The 19,947-nt window shown below is 76.1% G+C and carries 23 protein-coding genes; 7 read left to right on the top strand and 16 right to left on the bottom strand.

The genetic code is table 11. The annotated features are described in order from the left end of the window. Window positions 1-94 precede the first annotated feature (94 nt). Entirely contained in the window at window positions 95-1,336 is a 1,242-nt protein-coding gene (locus ACI79L_RS09350) for an NAD(P)/FAD-dependent oxidoreductase (protein WP_456936519.1), read from the bottom strand. 171 nt (window positions 1,337-1,507) lie between these two features. Here ACI79L_RS09350 and ACI79L_RS09345 point away from each other — a divergent pair, with 171 nt between their 5' ends. From ACI79L_RS09345 to panB, 3 genes are all read left to right on the top strand, one after another. Further along, window positions 1,508-2,338, top strand: coding sequence for a slipin family protein (locus tag ACI79L_RS09345; protein WP_456936518.1), 831 nt, complete (start codon window positions 1,508-1,510; stop codon window positions 2,336-2,338). A 300-nt stretch (window positions 2,339-2,638) separates the two neighbouring features. After that, entirely contained in the window at window positions 2,639-4,471 is a 1,833-nt protein-coding gene (locus ACI79L_RS09340) for an NAD+ synthase (protein WP_456936517.1), read from the top strand. A gap of 31 nt (window positions 4,472-4,502) precedes the next feature. Continuing rightward, the gene (panB, locus tag ACI79L_RS09335) at window positions 4,503-5,333 is read left to right on the top strand and encodes a 3-methyl-2-oxobutanoate hydroxymethyltransferase (protein ID WP_456936516.1); all 831 of its coding nucleotides are present in this window, start codon (window positions 4,503-4,505) and stop codon (window positions 5,331-5,333) included. Here the strand turns inward: panB and ACI79L_RS09330 are convergent, their stop codons facing one another. Continuing rightward, complete coding sequence (locus tag ACI79L_RS09330) at window positions 5,334-5,708, bottom strand: DUF2784 domain-containing protein (RefSeq protein WP_456936515.1); 375 nt, start codon at window positions 5,706-5,708, stop codon at window positions 5,334-5,336. Between the two features lie 74 nt (window positions 5,709-5,782). Here ACI79L_RS09330 and ACI79L_RS09325 point away from each other — a divergent pair, with 74 nt between their 5' ends. Beyond that, window positions 5,783-6,892, top strand: coding sequence for a glycosyltransferase (locus tag ACI79L_RS09325; protein WP_456936514.1), 1,110 nt, complete (start codon window positions 5,783-5,785; stop codon window positions 6,890-6,892). A gap of 6 nt (window positions 6,893-6,898) precedes the next feature. Here ACI79L_RS09325 and npdG read toward each other — a convergent pair whose 3' ends face one another. The 3 genes from npdG to ACI79L_RS09310 all read right to left on the bottom strand — a co-directional run bounded on the left by npdG (window position 6,899) and on the right by ACI79L_RS09310 (window position 8,443). After that, window positions 6,899-7,600, bottom strand: a complete 702-nt coding sequence (npdG, locus tag ACI79L_RS09320; RefSeq protein ID WP_456936513.1) for an NADPH-dependent F420 reductase — start codon at window positions 7,598-7,600, stop codon at window positions 6,899-6,901. A gap of 101 nt (window positions 7,601-7,701) precedes the next feature. After that, entirely contained in the window at window positions 7,702-7,884 is a 183-nt protein-coding gene (locus ACI79L_RS09315) for a hypothetical protein (protein WP_387989058.1), read from the bottom strand. A gap of 88 nt (window positions 7,885-7,972) precedes the next feature. Beyond that, window positions 7,973-8,443: a cupin domain-containing protein gene (locus ACI79L_RS09310; RefSeq protein ID WP_456936512.1), complete on the bottom strand. Its 471-nt coding sequence runs from the start codon at window positions 8,441-8,443 to the stop codon at window positions 7,973-7,975. 123 nt (window positions 8,444-8,566) lie between these two features. On the opposite strand from ACI79L_RS09310, the gene ACI79L_RS09305 reads away from it, so the two are divergent. Together ACI79L_RS09305 and ACI79L_RS09300 are read left to right on the top strand one after the other, a co-directional pair. Next, window positions 8,567-9,736: a diguanylate cyclase gene (locus ACI79L_RS09305; RefSeq protein ID WP_456936511.1), complete on the top strand. Its 1,170-nt coding sequence runs from the start codon at window positions 8,567-8,569 to the stop codon at window positions 9,734-9,736. 49 nt (window positions 9,737-9,785) lie between these two features. Further along, window positions 9,786-11,108 (top strand): M24 family metallopeptidase, encoded by a 1,323-nt coding sequence (locus tag ACI79L_RS09300; protein ID WP_456936510.1) that lies wholly within the window; start codon window positions 9,786-9,788, stop codon window positions 11,106-11,108. A gap of 8 nt (window positions 11,109-11,116) precedes the next feature. On the opposite strand, the gene ACI79L_RS09295 is transcribed toward ACI79L_RS09300, so the two are convergent. The 6 genes from ACI79L_RS09295 to ACI79L_RS09270 are packed head-to-tail and all read right to left on the bottom strand — an operon-like array spanning window position 11,117 to window position 14,121. Continuing rightward, the gene (locus ACI79L_RS09295; RefSeq protein WP_456936509.1) at window positions 11,117-11,542 is read right to left on the bottom strand and encodes a ChaB family protein; all 426 of its coding nucleotides are present in this window, start codon (window positions 11,540-11,542) and stop codon (window positions 11,117-11,119) included. A gap of 29 nt (window positions 11,543-11,571) precedes the next feature. Further along, complete coding sequence (locus ACI79L_RS09290) at window positions 11,572-12,033, bottom strand: cupin domain-containing protein (protein WP_456936508.1); 462 nt, start codon at window positions 12,031-12,033, stop codon at window positions 11,572-11,574. Between the two features lie 31 nt (window positions 12,034-12,064). After that, on the bottom strand, window positions 12,065-12,448 hold the full coding sequence (locus tag ACI79L_RS09285; protein WP_456936562.1) for an acyl-CoA thioesterase: 384 nt from the start codon (window positions 12,446-12,448) through the stop codon (window positions 12,065-12,067). 26 nt (window positions 12,449-12,474) lie between these two features. Next, window positions 12,475-12,705 carry a hypothetical protein gene (locus tag ACI79L_RS09280; protein ID WP_456936507.1) on the bottom strand — a complete coding sequence of 77 codons (231 nt, stop codon included), beginning with the start codon at window positions 12,703-12,705 and terminating at the stop codon, window positions 12,475-12,477. Window positions 12,706-12,715: 10 nt separating this feature from the next. After that, window positions 12,716-12,973: a DUF2795 domain-containing protein gene (locus tag ACI79L_RS09275; RefSeq protein ID WP_456930362.1), complete on the bottom strand. Its 258-nt coding sequence runs from the start codon at window positions 12,971-12,973 to the stop codon at window positions 12,716-12,718. Window positions 12,974-12,987: 14 nt separating this feature from the next. Then, a complete protein-coding gene (locus ACI79L_RS09270) occupies window positions 12,988-14,121 on the bottom strand; it encodes a baeRF2 domain-containing protein (protein WP_456936506.1) in 1,134 nt (377 codons plus the stop codon). Between the two features lie 138 nt (window positions 14,122-14,259). On the opposite strand from ACI79L_RS09270, the gene ACI79L_RS09265 reads away from it, so the two are divergent. Beyond that, a complete protein-coding gene (locus ACI79L_RS09265) occupies window positions 14,260-14,604 on the top strand; it encodes a hypothetical protein (protein WP_456936505.1) in 345 nt (114 codons plus the stop codon). A gap of 58 nt (window positions 14,605-14,662) precedes the next feature. Here the strand turns inward: ACI79L_RS09265 and ACI79L_RS09260 are convergent, their stop codons facing one another. The 5 genes from ACI79L_RS09260 to cpaB are packed head-to-tail and all read right to left on the bottom strand — an operon-like array spanning window position 14,663 to window position 19,944. Next, entirely contained in the window at window positions 14,663-15,559 is an 897-nt protein-coding gene (locus ACI79L_RS09260) for a type II secretion system F family protein (RefSeq protein ID WP_456936504.1), read from the bottom strand. Continuing rightward, a complete protein-coding gene (locus tag ACI79L_RS09255) occupies window positions 15,559-16,500 on the bottom strand; it encodes a type II secretion system F family protein (protein ID WP_456936503.1) in 942 nt (313 codons plus the stop codon). Before ACI79L_RS09255 ends, ACI79L_RS09260 begins: the two co-directional genes overlap by 1 nt. Further along, window positions 16,500-17,948, bottom strand: coding sequence for a CpaF family protein (locus ACI79L_RS09250; RefSeq protein ID WP_456936502.1), 1,449 nt, complete (start codon window positions 17,946-17,948; stop codon window positions 16,500-16,502). Before ACI79L_RS09250 ends, ACI79L_RS09255 begins: the two co-directional genes overlap by 1 nt. Continuing rightward, window positions 17,945-19,135: an AAA family ATPase gene (locus ACI79L_RS09245; RefSeq protein ID WP_456936501.1), complete on the bottom strand. Its 1,191-nt coding sequence runs from the start codon at window positions 19,133-19,135 to the stop codon at window positions 17,945-17,947. Before ACI79L_RS09245 ends, ACI79L_RS09250 begins: the two co-directional genes overlap by 4 nt. After that, complete coding sequence (gene cpaB, locus ACI79L_RS09240) at window positions 19,132-19,944, bottom strand: Flp pilus assembly protein CpaB (protein ID WP_456936500.1); 813 nt, start codon at window positions 19,942-19,944, stop codon at window positions 19,132-19,134. The genes ACI79L_RS09245 and cpaB overlap by 4 nt, the downstream gene beginning before the upstream one ends. Window positions 19,945-19,947 lie beyond the last annotated feature (3 nt).

Raw genomic sequence — 19,947 nt, 5'->3', positions numbered from 1 at the left:
TCGTTTCGTCGCCGTGTCGTCCGTGCACAGCCTGCCCGGTCCGGGCGCCGGGCACACCGGTGGGGCGCCCCCCGTCGCCCCGTGTCGCCGGCGTCTAGGCCGGCGGTCCGACGACGAGCGACTCCAGCGGCGCGTCCGGGTCGGTGAGCGCGGCGGCCGGCACCCGCTGGCGGCTCCGGATCAGCGCCTGGAGGGGCCCGGTGACGTCCCAGACGTCCACGTTCATCGCCGCGGTGACGCGACCGTCCGACGTCCAGAAGGCGATGAACCCCCCGTCCTCCGGATCGCCGCGGCAGACCACCGTGTCCCCGGGCGCGCCCAGCCCGCAGTACTCCATCCCGAGGTCGTACTGGTCGGTGAAGAAGTAGGGCACGCGGTCGTAGCTGACGTCCCGGCCGAGCATCGACCGCGCGGCGGCCGGGCCCTGGTGGAGCGCGTTGGCCCAGTGCTCCACGCGGACGTAGCGGCCGTAGAACGGGTGGAACGCCGACGCCACGTCGCCGGCGGCGAACACGTCGGGCGCGGAGGTCCGCAGCGCGTGGTCGGTGACCACCCCGTTGTCGACCTCGAGGCCCGCGGCCGCCGCCAGTCGCGTGTCCGGCACGACACCGACGCCGACGACGACCAGGTCCGCGGACAGTCCCACGTCCCGGCCGGTGACCACCGAGGTGACCCGGCCGCCGGCTCCCCGGATCTCGCGCACGACGGTCCCGGTGAGCAGGTCGACGCCGTGCCGCCGGTGCAGGCGGGCGAAGACCTCCCCCATCCGCTGCCCCAGCACCGCGTGCAGCGGCGTGGGCTGCGGCTCGACGACGGTCACCGCGTTGCCGTGGGAACGGGCGGCCGCCGCCACCTCCAGCCCGATCCACCCGGCGCCCACGACCACGACCTGCCGTCCGCCGCCGGCCAGGTCGGCGCGCAGGCGGTCGGCGTCGGCCAGCGTCCGCAGGTACCGGACGCCGTCGAGGTCGGCGCCGGGGACGGGCAGCCGCCGGGGCGACGAGCCGGTGGCCAGCAGCAGCCGCGACCAGGCGAGCTCCTCGCCGGTGTCCAGGGTCAGCCGGTGCCCGGCGGGGTCGAGCGCGACGGCGCGCACGCCGGGCCGCAGGTCGACGTGGTGCTCCGCGTACCAGCCGGGCGGGAGCACCTGGGCCGCCTCGCGGGGTGCGGTGCCGAGCAGGTAGCCCTTCGACAGCGGCGGCCGCTCGTAGGGGACCTCGGGCTCGGCCGCGACCAGCACGACGCGGCCGTCGAAGCCCTCCGCGCGCAGGGTCTCGGCCGCCCTGGCACCGGCCAGGCCGCCGCCGACGACCACCAGGGGATCCGCAGCTGCCATCGGGACCGTCCTCGGGCCGGGACACCGATCCTCCGCCCCGGCGGCGGACCGCGGAACGGATCCGGCTCCGGAGCGACCCCGGAGCGGTTCAATGAGGGCACCGCTCGGCGGAGGTCCCGGCCACGGGCGCGACCCGCGCGCCCCGCCCGGACGCCGACGGTGGAGGACGCGATGGACGTCGTTCTCACGATCGCCCTGGTCGCGCTCGCGCTCCTGCTGGTCCTGGCGGCCGGCAGCGTGCGCGTGGTGACGCAGTACGAGCGCGGGGTGGTGCTCCGGCTGGGGCGGCTGCTCGGCGAGCCCCGGCCGCCCGGCCTCACCTTCATCCGGCCCGGCATCGACCGGCTGCACAAGGTGAACACCCAGATCGTCACGATGCCGGTGCCGGCGCAGGAGGGCATCACCCGGGACAACGTGACGGTGAAGGTCGACGCCGTCGTCTACTACCGGGTGTTCGACCCGGTGCGGGTCGTCGTCGACGTGCAGAACTACCAGGCGGCGATGGCCCAGGTCGCGCAGGCGTCGCTGCGGTCGATCATCGGCAAGAGCGAGCTGGACGACCTGCTGTCCAACCGCGAGCGGCTCAACCAGGGCCTGGAGCTGATGCTGGACACCCCGGCGATCGACTGGGGGGTGCACATCGACCGCGTCGACATCAAGGACGTCGCCCTGCCGGAGTCGATGAAGCGGTCGATGTCCCGCCAGGCGGAGGCCGAGCGGGAGCGTCGCTCCCGGGTGATCACCGCCGACGGCGAGCTCCAGGCCTCGCAGAAGCTCGCGCAGGCCGCCGGGGTCATGGCCGCGCAGCCGGCCGCGCTGCAGCTGCGCCTGCTGCAGACGATGGTCGAGGTGGCCGCGGAGAAGAACTCGACGGTCGTCCTGCCGTTCCCGGTGGAGCTGCTGCGCTTCCTGGAGCGCGCGGCGCCACCGCCGCCCCCCGCGGAGGTGCCCGCGCCGCGGCCGGCGCCGAACGGCGCGGTGGTGCCCCCCGACGGGCGCTGAGGCTCGGCCGCGGACCGGCGCGGCGCCGTCCGCACGGAGGCCGTCCGGGTCGAACACGACCTCCAGCACCACGCCCACGGGGTGTCGTGCCACTCCCGGTACCGCGCGCCCTGGGTGACGGCGACCTCGACGAGGCCGTCCTCGTGCGCCCGGCGCCAGGTCGACGCCGGTTCCTCCCCGCCGAGCACCTCGACGGGGAGCCACTCGGCCACGGCGGGAACGCCAGGCCGGTCGCCGGGCGGGGTCCACCTCCCCGTCCCCGGTCTGGCCGGTCCCGGGGGCCGGTTGTTGGATGGGACCGTGACGGTGCAGCTGAGAGTCGCGATGGCCCAGGTCGACACCCGCGTCGGCGACCTGGACGGCAACGCCGCGCTCGTCGTCGAGTGGGCGCGGAGGGCCGCCGACGACGGCGCGCACCTCGTCGTCTTCCCCGAGATGACCCTCACCGGCTACCCCGCCGAGGACCTCGTGCTGCGCGAGTCCTTCGCCCGCGCCAGCGAGCAGGCGCTCACCGGCCTCGCCGCCACGCTGGACCGGCAGGGGCTGGGCGGGCTCGCCGTCGTCGTCGGCTACCTGGCGCACACCGAGGGCCCGGTCGCGGTCGACACCGCGCCGAGCGACGAGGAGACCCTCGACGAGGAGCGCCCCGGCGACGCCAACCCCCGCCGCGTCCAGCCCCGCAACGCCGCCGCGCTGCTGCACGGCGGGCGCGTCGTGGCCCGCTACGCCAAGCGGCACCTGCCCAACTACGGCGTCTTCGACGAGGCCCGCTACTTCGTGCCGGGCTCGGAGCTCGCGGTGGTGCGGTTCCGCGGCGCCGACGTCGCGCTGACCATCTGCGAGGACCTCTGGGTCGAGGGCGGCCCGTGCGGCGTGGCCGGGCGGGCCGGCGTCGACCTCGTCGTCTCCCCCAACGCCTCCCCCTACGAGCGCGCCAAGGACGACCTGCGGCTGCCGCTGGTCCGCCGCCGGGCCGCCGAGGCCAACGCGCCGATCGTCTACTGCAACCAGGTCGGCGGGCAGGACGAGCTGGTCTTCGACGGCGACTCGCTGGCCGTCTCCGCCGACGGCGAGCTGCTCGCCCGCGCACCGCAGTTCGTCGAGCACCTGCTCTGCGTCGACCTCGACCTCGACCCGGCCCGGGTGCCCGAGCGGCGGGAGGGCCGGATCGGGCCGATGACGGTCACCCGCACCGTCCTCTCCGAGGAGCCGGTGCCGGCCTTCGCGCCGCGGCCGGGCTCCGTCGCCGAGCCGCTCTCCGACTGCGAGGAGGTCTGGCGGGCGCTGGTGCTGGGCCTGCGCGACTTCATCGACAAGAACGGCTTCCCGTCGGTGGTGTTCGGCCTGTCCGGCGGCATCGACTCGGCGCTGGTGGCCGCGCTGTCGGTGGACGCGCTCGGCGCCGGCCGGGTGCACGCCGTCGCGCTGCCCTCGCGGTGGTCCACGGAGCACTCGCTGGCCGACGCCGAGGACAGCGCCCGGCGGCTGGGCCTGCACTTCTCCACCGTGCCGATCGCGCCGATGGTGGACGCCTTCGAGTCGCAGGTCGAGCTGTCCGGGACGGCGGCGGAGAACCTGCAGGCGCGCATCCGCGGCACGCTGCTCATGGGGCTGTCCAACCAGCACGGCCACCTGCTGCTGGCCACCAGCAACAAGAGCGAGGTCGCCGTCGGCTACTCGACGCTCTACGGCGACGCCGCCGGCGGGTTCGCCCCGATCAAGGACGTGCCCAAGACCCTGGTGTGGGAGCTGGCCCGCTGGCGCAACGCGCACGCCCGCGACCGCGGCGAGACCGAGCCGATCCCGCAGAACTCGATCGACAAGCCGCCGTCGGCGGAGCTCGCGCCCGGCCAGAAGGACAGCGACTCGCTGCCCTCCTACGAGGAGCTCGACGCCGTCATCGCCGACTACGTCGACCGCGACCTGGGGATGGCCGCGCTGCTCGACCGCGGCCACGACCCGGAGGTCGTGGCGCGGGTGCTGCGACTGGTCGACGTCGCGGAGTTCAAGCGCCGCCAGTCCGCGCCCGGGACGAAGATCAGCCTCAAGGCGTTCGGCCGCGACCGGCGGCTGCCCATCACCAACCGCTGGCGGGAGAGCCTGCCCAGCGTCCGCGAAGGAGCCCAGGCGTGAACGAGCTCGCGAGTTCGACGGGGAGCACGGCATGAGCGAGTCGGTCCTCTACGGCGGGACGTCGACCGCCCGGGTGCGCATCCACCACCTGCAGCAGGCCAAGGAGCGCGGCGAGCGGTGGGCGATGCTCACCGCCTACGACACCTACAGCGCGCAGGTGTTCGAGGAGGCCGGCATCCCGGTGATGCTGGTCGGCGACTCGGCCGGCAACGTCGTGCTCGGCCACTCCTCGACCGTGCCGGTCACCGTCGAGGACCTGCTGCTGATGACCAAGGCGGTCACCCGCTCGACGAAGCGGTCGCTGATCGTGGCCGACCTGCCCTTCGGCTCCTACGAGGCCTCGCCGCAGCAGGCGTTCGCCACCTCCGTGCGGATGATGAAGGAGGGCGGCGCGCAGGCGGTGAAGCTCGAGGGCGGGGTGCGGGTCGCGCCGCAGATCCGGATGCTCACCGAGAACGGCATCCCGGTGATGGCGCACGTCGGCTTCACGCCGCAGAGCGAGCACGCCCTGGGCGGGTTCCGGGTGCAGGGCCGCGGCGCGGGCGCCGAGCAGCTGCTGGCCGACGCGCACGCCGTCCAGGAGGCCGGCGCGTTCGCCGTCGTCCTGGAGATGGTGCCCGCCGCGATCGCGGGTCAGGTCACCAAGGAGCTGTCCATCCCGACGATCGGCATCGGCGCGGGGCCCGACTGCGACGCCCAGGTGCTGGTGTGGCCGGACATGGCCGGGCTCAACGGCGGCCGGGTGCCGAAGTTCGTGAAGAAGTACGCCGACCTGCGGGCCGAGCTGCTGCGCGCGGCCCGCGAGTACGCCGACGAGGTGCACAGCGGCGTCTTCCCCGGCCCGGAGCACTCCTTCGACTGATCAGGCCCGGCGGCCGCCGACCGTGCGCCGGGCCCGCGCCAGGAGCAGCCCGTAGCCGACGGCGTTGAGGCCCAGCGCGACGGTGTAGACGCCGGCCTGGACGCCGGCGGAGCGCACGTCCAGGCCGAGCGGGCCGAACAGCACGTGGCCCAGGAAGCCGTCTGCGTAGGGCGCGGCGCCGGCCCGCTCCCGCAGCGCGAGCTCCAGCGTGGTGAGCGGGCACGGCGCGCCGGCCAGGTTGACCGCCAGGACGCCGAGCGCCACCGGGGCGTGCAGCCACACCAGCCGGGGCCACCGGAGCGCGAGCAGCGCGCCGGTGAGCATGAACAGGACGACGGCCGCGTGCAGGACCGCCACCGCGCTCGCGAGCAGCACCGCCCCATCCTCGCCGCCGGCCGGGCGCGGCGGAACGCCTTCCGCGCCGCGGCGGGCGGGGCCAGCCTGACCGCATGCGCGTGCTGGTCGTCGCCTCCCCGCTGACCGGCCACGTCCTGCCGCTGGTCCCGCTCGCCCTGGCCCTGCGCGACGCCGGCGCGGAGGTGGTCGTGGCCACGGCCGGGGACGCGGTCGCGAGCTGCCCGCCGGAGCTGTCCCCGGTCGACGTCGCGCCCGGGCTGCGGCTGGGCCCGCTGTTCGGGCGGATCATGCTGCGCCGGCCGCGGCTGGCCCGCCGCGAGCTGGCCGGGCGGGGCGGGACCGAGGCGGTCGGGCTGCTGTTCGGCACCCTCGGCGCCCGGACGGCCGACGGGGTCCTCGCCGCGGCCGCCCGGCACCGTCCCGACCTGGTGGTGCACGAGTCGCTGGCCCCGGCCGGGGCGGAGGCCGCCGCCCGCCAGGGGGTGCCGTCGGTGCTGGTGGAGGGCAACCTGTTCGACGCCGGGCGGCTGCTCGCCGCGGCGCTCGGGACCCACCGCCCGGCCCGTGGGCTCGGCGAGCTGCCGCCGCCGCGGCAGGTGCTCACCTCCTCCCCGCCGAGCGTGGTCGGCCCGCGCTCCGGCACGCCGCTGCGGTTCGTGCCGTGGACGCCGGACCGGCCCGTCGACGCGGAGCTCACCCGCCCCGGCGCCCGGCCGCGGGTGCTGGTCAGCCGCAGCACGGTCGCCACCCCCGGCCCCGACCGGCTGATGCGCGACGCCGCGGCCGCCGCGGCGGGCACCGGCCTCGACGTCGTCCTGGTCCGGCCCGACCGCCGGGCCACCCGCCGGCCGCTGCCGGCGGAGGTGCGGACGGCGGGCTGGCTGCCGTTCCCCCGGGTGGTGCCGGCCGCTGCCGGGGTGGTGCACCACGGCGGCGCGGGCACCGTCCTGACCGCGCTGGCCGCGGGCGTGCCGCAGCTGGTGGTCCGCGGCGCCGGCGACCGCCGCACCAACGCCGACCTGGTGGCCGCGCGCGGCGCCGGCCTCGCCGTCGAGCCGGGCGGGATCACCCCGGCGCTGCTGGAGCGGCTGGTGGCCGACCCCGCCCTGGCCGCGGCCGCCCGCGAGGTGGCCGCCGAGATCGCCGCGATGCCCGCACCGGCCGACGTCGTCCCGGACCTGCTGGCGCCGGCCGGGCGGTGAGCGCGCTCAGACGTCGGTGACGCGGACCCCGGCGTGCGCCTTGTACCGGCGGTTGACCGAGACCAGGTTGATCGTCAGCGCCTCGACCTGGCGGGCGTTGCGCAGCCGGCCGGCGTAGATCCCGCGCATCCCGGGCAGCCGCCCGGCCAGCGCCTGCACCTGGTCGGTGGCCGCCCGCACGTCGCCGACGACCATGACGTCGCCGTCCAGGGTGGGCCGCGACAGGTCCTCGAGCAGCACCGCCGACAGGTGGTGGAACGCGCCGACGACGTGCGAGTCGGGCAGCAGCGCCGCCGCCTGCTGGGTCACGCTGCCCTCCTCGACGTCGAGCACGTAGGCGCCGAGCTCGTCGAAGCCCATCGGCACCACGCAGTCGACGACGACCTTCCCAGCCAGCGGGCGCGCCAGCTCGGCGAGCGTGGCGGCGTGCCCGGCGTAGGGGACGGCGACGATCACCAGGTCGGCGGCGCCGGCGACGTCGAGGTTCGACCCGCCCTGCACCGAGACCTCGCCCCCGCCGGCGGCCGCGGCCCGCTCGGCCACCTGCGCGGCCACCTCGCGGGCGCGGTCGGCGTCCCGGGACCCGAGCAGCACCCGCTGCCCGACGGCGGCCAGCCGGACGGCGAGCCCGCGCCCCTGCGGGCCGGTCCCGCCCAGCACCCCGACGACCAGCTCCTCGACGGGACGGCTCTCCGCTGCGGTGGTCACGCTGCCTCCTCCCGGGCACCGGCGGGTCCGGCGCACCGGGCCCGATCATGCCGGGCCGGTCGGGAGCGGCCGGTCAGCAGGGGGCGGTCAGCCAGGGCCGGTCAGCGGCCCTCCCACTCGCGGTCCTCCTGGTCCAGGCGCTCGTTGCGCTCGGCCACCGACTGCAGCGCGTGCTCGGCCTCCTCGCGCGTGGCGTAGGGCCCGAGGCGGTGCCGCTCGGCGCAGCCGTCCCGGGTCTCCACGGTGTGGTGCTTCAGGCAGTAGAACCACGGTCCCTCGGCCACGTGCGCCTCCTGTCAGCCGGTCCCCGCGTGCAGGGGACACCCGATCACGACATTCCCCCGAACGGGGCCGCCATGCTCGCCGCGGCCGTCACTCCTCGACCATCACCTGGTCGTGCCGCGCGTAGAAGGCGGTCATCTCCTCCGGGGACGGCCGCAGCCCGCTCCGGCGCATCTCCGCCATCTCGGCGAAGAACGACTCCCGCGCGATGCCGGGGGTGAACAGGATGAGGAAGGACGCCGGCTCGTCGGAGTCGTTGCGGAAGCCGTGCACGCCCCGCTCGTGGGCCAGCGCGAAGTCGCCGGGCCGGCACGGCTGCCAGCGCCCGCCGGCGTAGAGCGTCAGCTCGCCGGAGAGCACGTAGAAGGACTCGGAGAACGTCTGGTGGTAGTGCGGCGCCGCGCCCGCCGACCGGGGGCCGAGCCGGTACTCGACCAGCCCGAACCGGCCGGCGGTGGCCGCGCCCGGCGCGACCATGCGCAGGGCGGCCGGGCCGGCCTCGGCGAGCGGGTGGTCGGCCAGCGGGCGGACGTCGACGAGGCCGGGATCCGGGTGCGACATGCGGGCAGCCTGCCAGCGACGGCGCCGCGCCGCCGCCCTGCGCCGCACCCCCGGTCCCCCCGGGTGGTGGGGCGCCGCGCCGCGGACCTCCCGCGATGCCGCCCCGTGCGGCATCCTGCGCCGGTGACCTCCGTCCGGCCGCCCGACCGCGACGCCCCGACGTCGGACGACGTGCTGGGGCCCGGCGGTCCCGAGAACCGGGTCGCCGCGCTGCTGCTCGCCGTCCTGCTCGTCGTCGGGGGCCTCACGGGCCTGGTCAACCTGGCCCTCGACGGCGTCGTCCGCGAGGGCGCCACGGGCGTGACCTACGGCGCCACGATGGCCGCCTGTGTGCTCGCCGCGGTGCCGCTGATCGTGCGCCGCCGCGTCGGGCTGTGGCACACCTTCGGCCTGGTGCTGCTCGGCGACCTCGTCTACGCCGTCGTCGCGCTGTGCATCGAGGACCCCGTCCGGTACGCGACGCCGCTGATGCTGCTGTTCCCCTCGGTGGTGGCCGCGTGGTTCCTACGGCCGTGGATGCTCGGCGTGCACATGGCCGTCACGCCGGTCGCCGTCGCGGTGGCGGTGCAGCACAGCTACGCGAGCACGGTCGGGTTCGCCGTCCAGGTGGCCGTCTCCGCCGGGATGCTCGACCTCGTGGCGGTCGGCGTGCACCTGCTGCGCCGCCGCGAGCGGCGGCTGCTGGCGGCCACCGAGGCGCAGTCCCGGCGCGACCCGCTCACCGGGCTGGCCAACCGCCGGCACCTGGTCGAGGAGGCCTCCCGGATCTGGCGGCAGGCCCGCCGCGAAGGGCTGCGGGTCGCCGCGATGGTCATCGACCTCGACCACTTCAAGCAGGTCAACGACCGGCACGGGCACGCCGCCGGCGACACCGTGCTGCAGGCCGTCGCCGAGGCGCTGGCCGACACCGTGCGGCCCAGCGACGTGCTCGCCCGCATCGGCGGGGAGGAGCTGGTGGTCCTCGGCCTGGTCGGCGACCCCGGCGAGGCCGCGCACCTGGCCGAGCGGCTCCGGCTCGCGGTGCGGGCCACCCGGGACCGGCACGGGCACGCGGTGACCGCCTCGATCGGCGTCGCGCTGACCCGGCCGGCCGACGGCGAGGACGCCCCCGGCGCGCTGTGGCGGCTGGTCGACCGGGCCGACGCGGCCATGTACCGGGCCAAGCAGGCCGGCCGGGACCGGGTGGCCACCGTCGCGCCGCCGCTGCCGCGGCCCGCCCCGCCCGGCGAGCGGCTGGACCCGCCGACGGTCCCGGGGGCCGCGCGGCCCGGCGCGGCGCCCACCGGGGCCTGACCTCCCGTTCCACCGGGTGCGGGCGGCGGTTCTCTGCTTCCCTGTCCCCATGACGCTGGTCGTCCCGGACCCGACGCGGACGGTGCCGTTGCCGCGGCGCGAGCAGGCCGACGTCCGCGACCGGTGGCTGACCCAGCGGCTGCTCGACCTCCTGCCCGGCCTGATGGACCGCACCGGCATCGACCTGTGGCTGGTCGTCGGCCGCGAGGGCGGCGAGGACCCGGTGCTGCCGACCCTGCTGCCGGCCAGCTGGCTGTCGGCCCGGCGGCTGGTCGTCCTGGTCCTGCACCGCAGCGACGACGGCGTCACGCCGGTCGCGGTCTCCCGCTACCCGGTCGGCCAGTTCCTGCCCGGCTGGGCCCCGGGGGACGACGGCGGTGCCGGGGACGGGGGCGACGACGAGGACGCCCAGTGGGCCGCGGTGCGGCGGATCGTCGCCCAGGCGGCGCCGCGGCGGATCGGCGTCGACGTCTCGGCCGGGTGCCCGCTGGCCGACGGGCTGTCGGTGGCCGAGCACCGGCGGCTCACCGCGGCGCTCGGCGACCTCGCCGGCCGGCTGGTGTCCGCGGAGGACCTCGTCGTCGGCTGGCTGGAGACCCGGCTGCCCGAGGAGGTCGCCGCCCTCGACGCCCTGGCCCGGTACACCGACCGGGTGCTGGCCGAGGTCCTCTCCCCCGCCGTGCTCGTCCCCGGCGTCAGCACCGCGGCGGACCTGGCGTGGGAGGTGCACGAGCGCATGGCCGGCCGGGGGGTGCCGCCGTGGTTCCACCCCGGGGTCACCGTGCAGCGGGCCGGCGTGCCGCTGCTCGCCGACGGCGGGGTCGAGCTGCCGGCCGTGCCGCAGGACGCCGTCCTGGAGCCGGGTGACCTGGTGACCTGCGACGCCGGGCTGAGCAGCCTCGGCCTGGTCACCGACCTGCAGCGCAGCGCCTACCTGCTGCGCCCCGGGGAGGACGGCCCGCCGGCGGGGCTGCGGCGGGCGTGGGCGGCGGGGCGCCGCGCGCAGGAGCTCACCGCCGCGGCGCTGGTGCCGGGGCGCACCGGCAACGAGGTGCTCGCCGCCGCCCGGGCGGCGCTGGCCGCCGAGGGCCTGGAGGCCGACGTCTACTCCCACCCGGTGGGCGTGCACGGCCACGGCGCCGGGCCGGTGGTCGGCCGGTGGGACGACCAGCGGGGCGTGCCCGGCGAGGGAAACCGGGTGCTGCACCCGGACACCGTGTTCGCCCTGGAGCTCGCCGTCCGGGTGACGGTGCCCGAGTGGGGCGGCCAGTGCCTGCGGCTGGCGCTGGAGGAGGAGGTCGTCCTCACGTCCGCGGGCGCGGCGCCGCTCGGCTCCCCGCAGCGCGAGCTGTGGGTCGTCCCCGCGGGCTGAGCCGGCGCCTAGCTCTCGCGCGCCTTCGCCGTCGCCCGGTCGCTGGCCTTCCGGATCGCGTCGACCAGCTCGTCCTTGGTCATCGACGAGCGGCCGTGGACGTCCAGGCGCTTCGCGACGTCCATGAGGTGCTCCTTGGTGGCGTTGGCGTCGACGCCGCCCTCGGTCTCCCGGTCGGTGCCCGCGCCGCCCTCGGCCCGGGAGTCGCTCGGGCCCTTGTGGTCCTTGGGCTCCCAGTGGTCGCCGACCTTCTCGTGGGTGTGCTTGACCGCCGCCCACGCCACCCGGTTGGCCCGCTGCTCGTCGCCGTCGTAGTTCTCGACGGCGGAGTCGTGCGCCTTGGCGAAGGTGCGCTGCGCCTTCTCGTCCGAGCGCTGCAGCGTGCTGGGGATCTCGTCGGCCTTCGCGTCTCCGCTCTTCGTCGTCTTGGGCATGCCGGCGCAGGTACCCGCAGGTGGGGCGGTCAGTCGTCGGGGCCGAGCCAGGTGACGCCGTGCTCCCGCGAGGCCCGCCGGTAGGCCTCGTCGGACGAGCTGCCGGTGGCGCTGGCCTCGGCGAGGGTGCGGAAGAAGCCCTCGAAGCCGGCCGGGGAGGTCATGCACAGCAGCCGGCCCTCACCGGGCACCACCCGCCGGTGGGAGTGCGGGACGCCGCGCGGGAGGAACAGCGTCCCGCCCGGGCCGACGGGGAACTCCCGCTCGCCGCACACGAAGACGTGCTCGCCCTCGATCACGTAGTACAGCTCGTCGGTGTCCCGGTGCACGTGCCGGGACGTGTCGAGGAGCGGGGTCTCCTCCTCGAACAGGGTGAAGGCCCCGGCCGTGGTGTCCGCGGACGCGCGGACGACGATCGTCGTCCCCCAGAACACCAGCCGCTCCCCGCCGTCGTGGTCCCGGGCGAAGGGCGGCGCGGCGGTCTCGGCCATGGCGGGACGCTACGCCGGGAGCCACCCGGCGTCAGCGGTCCGCGGCGTCCCCCGGTCGGGGAACCAGCCAGCGCGACCAGTGCGCCCGCTGCGCCTCGGTCAGCGGCGCCGAGGCGTCGGCGGCGTAGTCGAAGTTGACCAGCACCATCTCCGCCCGCAGGGCCACCTGCCCGTCCTGGGTGAGCTCCTGGCACATGCCGATGGAGCTGCGGCCCAGCCGGGTGATCGAGGTCGACACCGTCAGGTGCTCCCCGATCCGGTAGTGCACCTGCCGCAGGTAGTCGACCTCCAGCCGGGCGAGGATGATCCCCCCGCCCGGCGTGGGGTCGACCATGGCCAGCCGGGCGTCCTCGAGCAGGCCGAGGACGCGGGCGTGGTTGACGTGCCCGTAGACGTCGGTGTCCGACCAGCGCAGCTGGACCGGGTGCTCGTGCCGCTCGCTCAGGGCAGGTCCGCCGTCTCCGCGGACTGGCGGTGGGCGCCCTGGGCGTCGTCCGGGTCGGGGTGCACGGTGCGCTCCTCCGACTCGGCGAGGATCACCTCGGCGGCCACCTCCTCCATGCCGCTGCCCTTCATGCCGGCCTCCTCGGGGAGCAGGTCGGCGCGGGTCTCGACGTTGTGCTCGGTGACGTTGGCCAGGGCCTCCGGGCTCGGCTCCTTGTTCGTGGTCACGCGGACCTCCTCAGAAGCGCTGCTGCTCGGTGCCGATGCCCAGCGCGCGGGCGACGTCCTGGACGTTCTCGAACGTCTGCCCGGCGGGGAGCCGGCGCAGGTCGGCGAGCACGCGGTCCTCGGCGTTGGACTCCTCGGCGCGGGCCACGAGCGCGTCGCGGTCGGCCGGCCACACCTCCTTGCCGAGCGTCTCGGCGATCGCGGCGCGGCGGTCGACGTCGGCCGGGCTGGTGCCGGCCGGGGTGCCCTCCTGGTGCGGGTCGCTCATCGGGTCAGCCTCCGTCACTGGGGGGTCGGGGTGGAGTCGTCGGTGTAGCGGAGGATCGCCGCGACGGGGATGTCGCCGGGCATGGCGGCCCGCGGCACGACGACGACGCCGGCGGTGCTCGCCACGGCGGCCGCCAGCAGCGCGCGCTCGGCGGGGACCGACTGCGCCTCCTGCACGCCGAGGGCGTCCATGTCGGCCCGGTCGATGCCGAGCTCCAGCGGCGAGGCGCCCACGAGCAGCTGCTCGTCGTCGGCGGGGTCGGCGAGGACGAGCGTCTCCACCTGGGCCTTGCGCAGCGCCTCGACGACGTTCGCCGTCCCGGTCACCGCCAGGCCGTGGGCGCCGGCGGAGCTGATCTTCTCGACGGTGTCGGCCTCGTCCCGCGCCTCGTGCTCGGCGACGAGCTCGGCGGCCTTCCGCTCGACCGGCTCGCGGTCGGCGCCGGCGGCCCGGCCGCCCTCGTCGATGGACACGATCAGGTCCGACCACAGCCCGCTGGCCCGGTCGGTGAGGATCTGGCGGGCGCGCATGTCTCCGGCGAGCAGCACGAACCGCGGCTGGTGGCGCCGGACCACCGAGGCGACGTGCTCGGCGACGTCGTCGGCGTTGTGCACCCACTTGTTCTCGGCGTTGTGCTGGTACCGGTGGTGGGCCCAGCCGCCGCCCTGGAACTTGCGGATCTGGAAGGTGTCGCCCTTCACCGTCTCCTCCTCCTCGGCGTGGCCGGGGAGGCTCGCGACGGTGAGGTCGGCGCCGGTGCGGTCGGTGAGGACGACGACGTGCGGGACGCGCCCGGGCAGCGCGCGCAGCACCGGCAGCAGGTCCGGCTGCGGCGACCACTCGGCGAGCTCCTGGCGCGGCACGTCGGCGAGCTGGGAGTCGAAGACGACGGTGCCGTCCGCGGCGACGACGACCGCGCGACCGCGGATGGTGCCCGCCTCGCCGCCGTCGTTGCCCTCCAGCAGCCGGCCGCGGACCGCCTCGACGACCGCCTCCGGCGCACCCTGCTCGGCGAGCTTCTCGGCGACCGCGCGGACGCGGAGGTCGAGCTCGGTGTCGGCGTTCTCGGTGGTGTGCGTGACGTCGGCGGTCACGGTGGCGAAGGGACCTGCGGCCTGGAAGACCGGTGCCAGGAAGGACACGTCCATGAGGTGGGGACCACTTCCTCTGTGCTGATCGGTGGCGGTTCGGCGCCCGCGACGGGACGCGCTCCGCTCGCCGCCTACCCACCGACCCGAGTGCCACACACCGTGTCGGATCCGGGAGGCGCGGGTAGGCGGTCCCGCATGACCGAGCACGACCAGCTGCCGCTGCCCGACTACGACCACCTGCCGGTGGAGGGACTGATCTCGCGCATCCGCACGCTGGACGCCACCGGCCTGCAGACCGTGCTCGACTACGAGCGCGCCCACGCCGACCGGCTGCGGGTGGTCACGGCCATGGAGAACCGGCTGCGGTCGCTGCACGAGGGCGCCCAGCCCTCCGGCGGCGACCCGGCGTCCCCGGCGGCCGACGACCCGGTGCACGCCTCCGCGGGCTCCAAGGTGTCCGAGGCCACGACCGGCCCGGCGATGAACCCGCCGTCGCAGGGCGACCCGACCAACCCGGCCCAGCCCCGCTCGACCGGCTGACCTCCCTCCGATCCGGCGGCGGCCGCGCACCCCACCGGGGGCGCGGCCGCCGCGGCGCTCAGCTGAAGGCGTCGACGATGTCCATGGCGGCCGGGCCCAGCAGCACGACGAACAGGACCGGCAGGATGCACAGCATCAGCGGGAAGATGACCTTGACCGGGATCTGCATGGCCTTCTCCTCGGCCCGCTGCCGGCGCTTGAGCCGCATCTCCTGCGCCTGCGTGCGCAGCACGTCGGCGATCGAGACGCCGTAGACGTCGGCCTGCACGACGGCCCGGATGAACCGTCGCAGGTCCTCCACGCCGGTGCGCTCGGCCAGGGCGAGGTAGGCCTCCCGGCGGGGCTGGCCCACGCCGATGTCCTGCAGCGTGCGCACCAGCTCCTCGGCGAGCGGGCCGCGCCCGTTCCGCCCGGCCCGGGCCATCGCGGCCTCGAACCCGAGACCGGCCTCCACGGCGATGGTCATCTGGTCGAGGGTGTCGGCCAGCTCCAGCCCGATGGCCTGCTGGCGCTCCTGGCCCCGGCTGTACAGCAGCAGCTCCGGGACGACGTAGGCGACGACCGTCGTGGCGAGGGCCATGAGCACGGTGAGCGGCCCCGGACGGCTGCTCACGACCAGCAGCCCGAGCGCCGCGGCGATCGCGGCCAGCACCAGCTTGGCGGCGACCAGCCGGGGGACGGGCCAGGCCGCCGGCCGCCCGGCCGCACCGGCCATCCGGTCCAGCCGGGCCACCGTGCCCGCCGGTGTCAGCACCGAGACCAGGCGGCCGAGCGGTCCCGGGCGGGTCCGGGCGGCCCGCGGGCCGGCGCCGGCCACGTCGAGCCCGCGGGTGAGGTTGGCGCGGGACCGGGCGGCGGCGTCCTCCGGACGCGCGACCAGCGCCCAGCCGAGCAGGGGCACGCCGAGGGCCACGGCCAGCGTGGCGGCGAGGACGGGAGCGGGGACGGTGGTCATCAGAACCGGATCGCCACGGTCTTCTTGAGCCACAGCCCGCCGACGACCAGCAGGACCACCGACACGGCGATCATCACCCAGCCGGCCAGGGACTCGGTGAACGCGGAGAGGTAGACCGGGTTGGTCACCGTCAGGAAGGCGACGATGCCGACCGGCAGGGCCATGAGCACCCAGGCCGACAGCCGGCCCTCGGCCGACAGGGCCTTCACCTGACGGCGGATGGCGTTGCGCTCGCGGATCGTGTGGCCGACGGTGTCGAGCACCTCGGCCAGGTTGCCGCCGACCTCCCGGTGGATGGCGATGGCCTGGGCGGTCCAGCGGAAGTCGTCGCTGTCGACCCGCGCGGCCACCTCGTCGAGCGCGACGCCGAGGTCCCGGCCCACCCGGGTCTCGTTGACGATCCGGGCGAACTCCTCGCCGATCGGGGCCGGCGCCTGCTCGGCCACCGCGTCCACGGCGCGCAGCAGGCTGTGCCCGGCCCGCAGGCTGCTGGCCATCAGCTGCAGCGCGTCGTCGAGCTGGTCGGCGAACCGGGCCTGCCGCCGGCCGGTCCGCAGCCGGACCAGCACCCGCGCGCCCAGCGGGGCGAGCAGCGCGAGCAGCAGCCCGGCGAGCACGCCGCCGAGCAGCCACCCGAGCGCACCGAGCACGAGCGTGGCCAGGCCGGTGAGCAGCACGACCTCCGCCAGGCCCGTCGCGATGCCGGCCCGCTCCAGGGCGGCCGTCCCGGCCGCGACCCCGCCGCGCCGCGCGATCACCTGCTCGACACCGCCGGAGGCCTGCGCGGCCACCTTCGACAGCAGGGTCGGTGGCGGCGCGACCGACGGGTCCAGCCGGGCCAGGGGCACCCGGCGCGGGCCGGCGGGCACGACGCCGAGCGCCAGGACGGCCAGCCCACCGGTCACCAGCACCAGCCCGAGCAGCAGCAGCGCCGGGGACATCAGGCCCACCGCCGTGCGTGCACCGGCTCGGGCGTCCCGAACACCGCCGGGGAGACCCGGATCCCGAGCTCCTCGAAGCGGTCGGTGAACCGCGGCCGCACCCCGGTCGCGACCGGCTTGCCGAGGAACCGGCCCGAGGGGTCGACGCCGGCCGAGTAGTCGAACAGGAACGCGTCCTGCAGGGTCACCGTCTCGCCCTCCATGCCCTGCACCTCGGTCACGTGGGTGACCCGGCGGGTGCCGTCACGCAGGCGGGTGAGCTGGACGACGACGTCGACGGCCGAGGCGATCTGCTCGCGGATGGCCCGCAGCGGCAGGTCCATGCCGGCCATGAGCACCAGGGTCTCCAGGCGCGCGATGGCGTCGCGCGGCGAGTTGGCGTGCACCGTCGACAGCGAGCCGTCGTGGCCGGTGTTCATCGCCTGCAGCATGTCCAGCGACTCACCGCCGCGGCACTCCCCGACCACGATGCGGTCGGGGCGCATCCGCAGGCTGTTGCGGACCAGGTCGCGGATGGTGATCGCGCCCTTGCCCTCGATGTTGGGCGGGCGCGACTCCAGGCGGACGACGTGCTCCTGCTGCAGCTGCAGCTCGACGGCGTCCTCGATGGTGACGATCCGCTCGCCCTCCGGGATGAAGGAGGACAGCACGTTGAGCAGCGTCGTCTTCCCGGTGCCGGTACCGCCCGAGACGATGATGTTGAGCCGGGCCTCGACGCAGGCGTGCAGCAGCTCGGCCATCTCCGGGCTGAGCGTGCCGAAGCCGATGAGGTCGTCGACGCCGAACGGGTCCTTCGAGAACTTGCGGATGGTCAGCGTCGACCCGGAGAAGGCGAGCGGCGGGATGATCGCGTTGACCCGCGAGCCGTCGGCCAGGCGCGCGTCGACCATGGGCGAGGACTCGTCGATCCGGCGTCCCACCTTGGAGACGATCCGGTCGATCACCCGGCGCAGGTGCTCCTCGGAGGTGAACCGGGCGGCGCTGCGCACCAGCTTGCCGCCCTGCTCGACGTAGACCATCTCCGGGCCGTTGCACATGATCTCGGTGACCGTGGCGTCGTCGAGCAGCTTCTGCAGCGGGCCGAAACCGAGCACGTCGTCGGCCAGCTCCGCGGTCAGGCGGGCCCGCTCGTCGGGCGAGAGCGGCACCTTCTCCTCGTCGACGACGGTGTCCAGCTCGCCGAGGACGATGCCGCGCAGCGCGTCCTCCGACAGGGACGGGTCGTTGAGCCGCGCCCCCATGCGCTCGAACAGCGCCTTGGCGACGCGGTCCTTGAGCCGGGTGAGGGCGTCGGTCGGCGGCGCCGGGGCGACCGGGGCCGCGGGCCGGGGCGCCGGGACGGCCGGCGGCGTCGCCGCTGCGGGCGCCGGCTTCTGCAGCGCGACCGGCGCGGGCGCCGGCTCCGCCGGGCGGCCCTTGGCGGCGGCGAGGCGGGAGGCGAGGTTCACGACGCCGCCCGGTGCTTGGCGCGGTAGCGGCCCGGCTTGACCAGCGGGGTGGCGGCGAACCGGGAGACCAGCCGGCGCAGCTCCTTGGCCGCCGCGTCCTTGCCGTTGCTGGCGAGGATCGGCACGCCCTGGTTGGTCGACGCCGGGACCGCGGGCGACCGCGGGACGACGACGTCGACCCCGGTGCCGATCGCCGACTCGACGTCGCGCTGCGACAGCCCGTTCTTCGGGTCGGCCATGTTCATGACCACGTGCCGCCCGGCCGGGATCATGCCGAGCTCGCCGAGCACCTGCACCTCCTTGCGCAGACCGCGGACGCCGGGCACGTCCATGCTGCTGAGCAGGACCACGTCGGTGGCCCCGTCGATGGCGGCCAGCGTCTGCTCCGACAGCCCCGGCGCGGTGTCGACGACGACGTAGCGGAACTCGCGGGCCAGGGCGTGGAGCAGCCGGCTCACGTCCTCGGCGGTCACCGTGTCGCCGGCGGCCGGCGACTCCGACCCGCAGACGGCGAACAGCCCACTGGGGTGCTGGGTGAGGAAGGTCTTGAGGACCATCGTGTCCTGGCTGGCCGGGCCGTGGACGGCGTCGGGCAGCGTGTACTCGGGCACCAGGCCGAGCGCGGAGGCGACGTCGCCGAACTGCACGTCGAGGTCCACCAGCACGGTGCCCTGCGGCGCCGCGGTGGCCAGGCCGACGGCGAGGTTGGTCGCCACCGTGGTCTTGCCGACGCCGCCCTTGGGCGAGGCGACCGTGATGACCCGGCCGGTGAACCGGGCGGTCTCCTCCAGCGGCCGCAGCACCCGCCGCCGGTCGGCGGCGGCCGCGCCGGCGCGCTCGACGGCCGCGGCGAGGTCACCCGACTCGGCGCGCGGTGGCACCAGGTCGCGGATGCCGGCCCGCATCGCCGCCTGCCACAGCTCCGGCGTGGGCTCGGCGACGAGGACGACGCTGATGCCGGGGCACTGCACGTCCAGCCGGCCGGCCAGGGTCAGCACCTCGTGCAGCGGCGCCAGCGGGCCCACGAGCAGGACGTCGGGCAGCTCGCCGTCGGTGAGCAGCTCGAACAGCCGGCCGGGGTCGCCGGGCAGCCGGCCGGGCGGCAGGACCTGGACGTCGCCGTCCACGGCGACCTCGACCCGGGACCGGAGGTCGTCGTCGGCGCCGGCGAGCACGACGCGGCTCATTCGGTCGCCTCCGCGGCCACGGCGCCGAGGGCGGCCAGCAGGTCGCCGTAGACGTTGCCCTGGGTGACCACGCGGGTGCCGGAGGTGTCGGTGCCCTCGCGCTCGAGCGCCAGCCAGACGGTGGCGTGCTCCATGCCGAACACGACCCGCTCGGCGTCCCGGGCCGGCAGGGCCATGGTCACCATCACGTTGCCGGTCGGGGCGACGGTGGTGGCCGAGGCGGTCTCCACGTCCCCGTCCTCGGTGCCGGCGGGCGCCGGGGCGCCCTGGACCTGGGTGACGAGGACGCCGTGCAGGGTGGCGTGCGTGGTGCCGATCTGCTCCTCGTCGGGGTCGGCGTCGATGTTGCCCTGCAGCTCCATCGAGATGTAGACGCCGATCTCGTCGCCGGCGGCCAGCCGGCCCCCGACCGCGCGCTGCGGCTCGAGGACCACGCTCACCTCCGACAGCCCCTCGGGCACCGGCACGGTGCCGGGCGCCTGCAGGTCGGCGGGCGCGGCGAACCGGCCGGCCAGCAGCTGCTCGCCGGGCTCGAGGTCCGCGGTGGCGACCTGGCCGGTGAGCTGGTCGAGGTCGGTGACCCGCCCCTCGACCGCCGCCTTGGCGGGCAGCACCTCGGTGCGCACCAGGTCGGCGACCTCCTCGGCCGGGGTGCCCTCGGGGATCGGCTGGTCGACCACGAGCACCTCGACCGTGCGCACCCCCGCGAGGGCGCGGGCGTCGGCGCCGCGCACGTAGGCCAGCAGCACCACGGTGCCGGCGGCCACGAGGACCAGCGCCGCGACGGCGGCGAGCAGTCGGCGTCTCACGGA

The organism is Geodermatophilus sp. SYSU D00684, from assembly GCF_054050455.1.
Note: the sequence above shows the minus strand (reverse complement) of the source record. Positions and strands in the feature narration are given on the sequence as shown.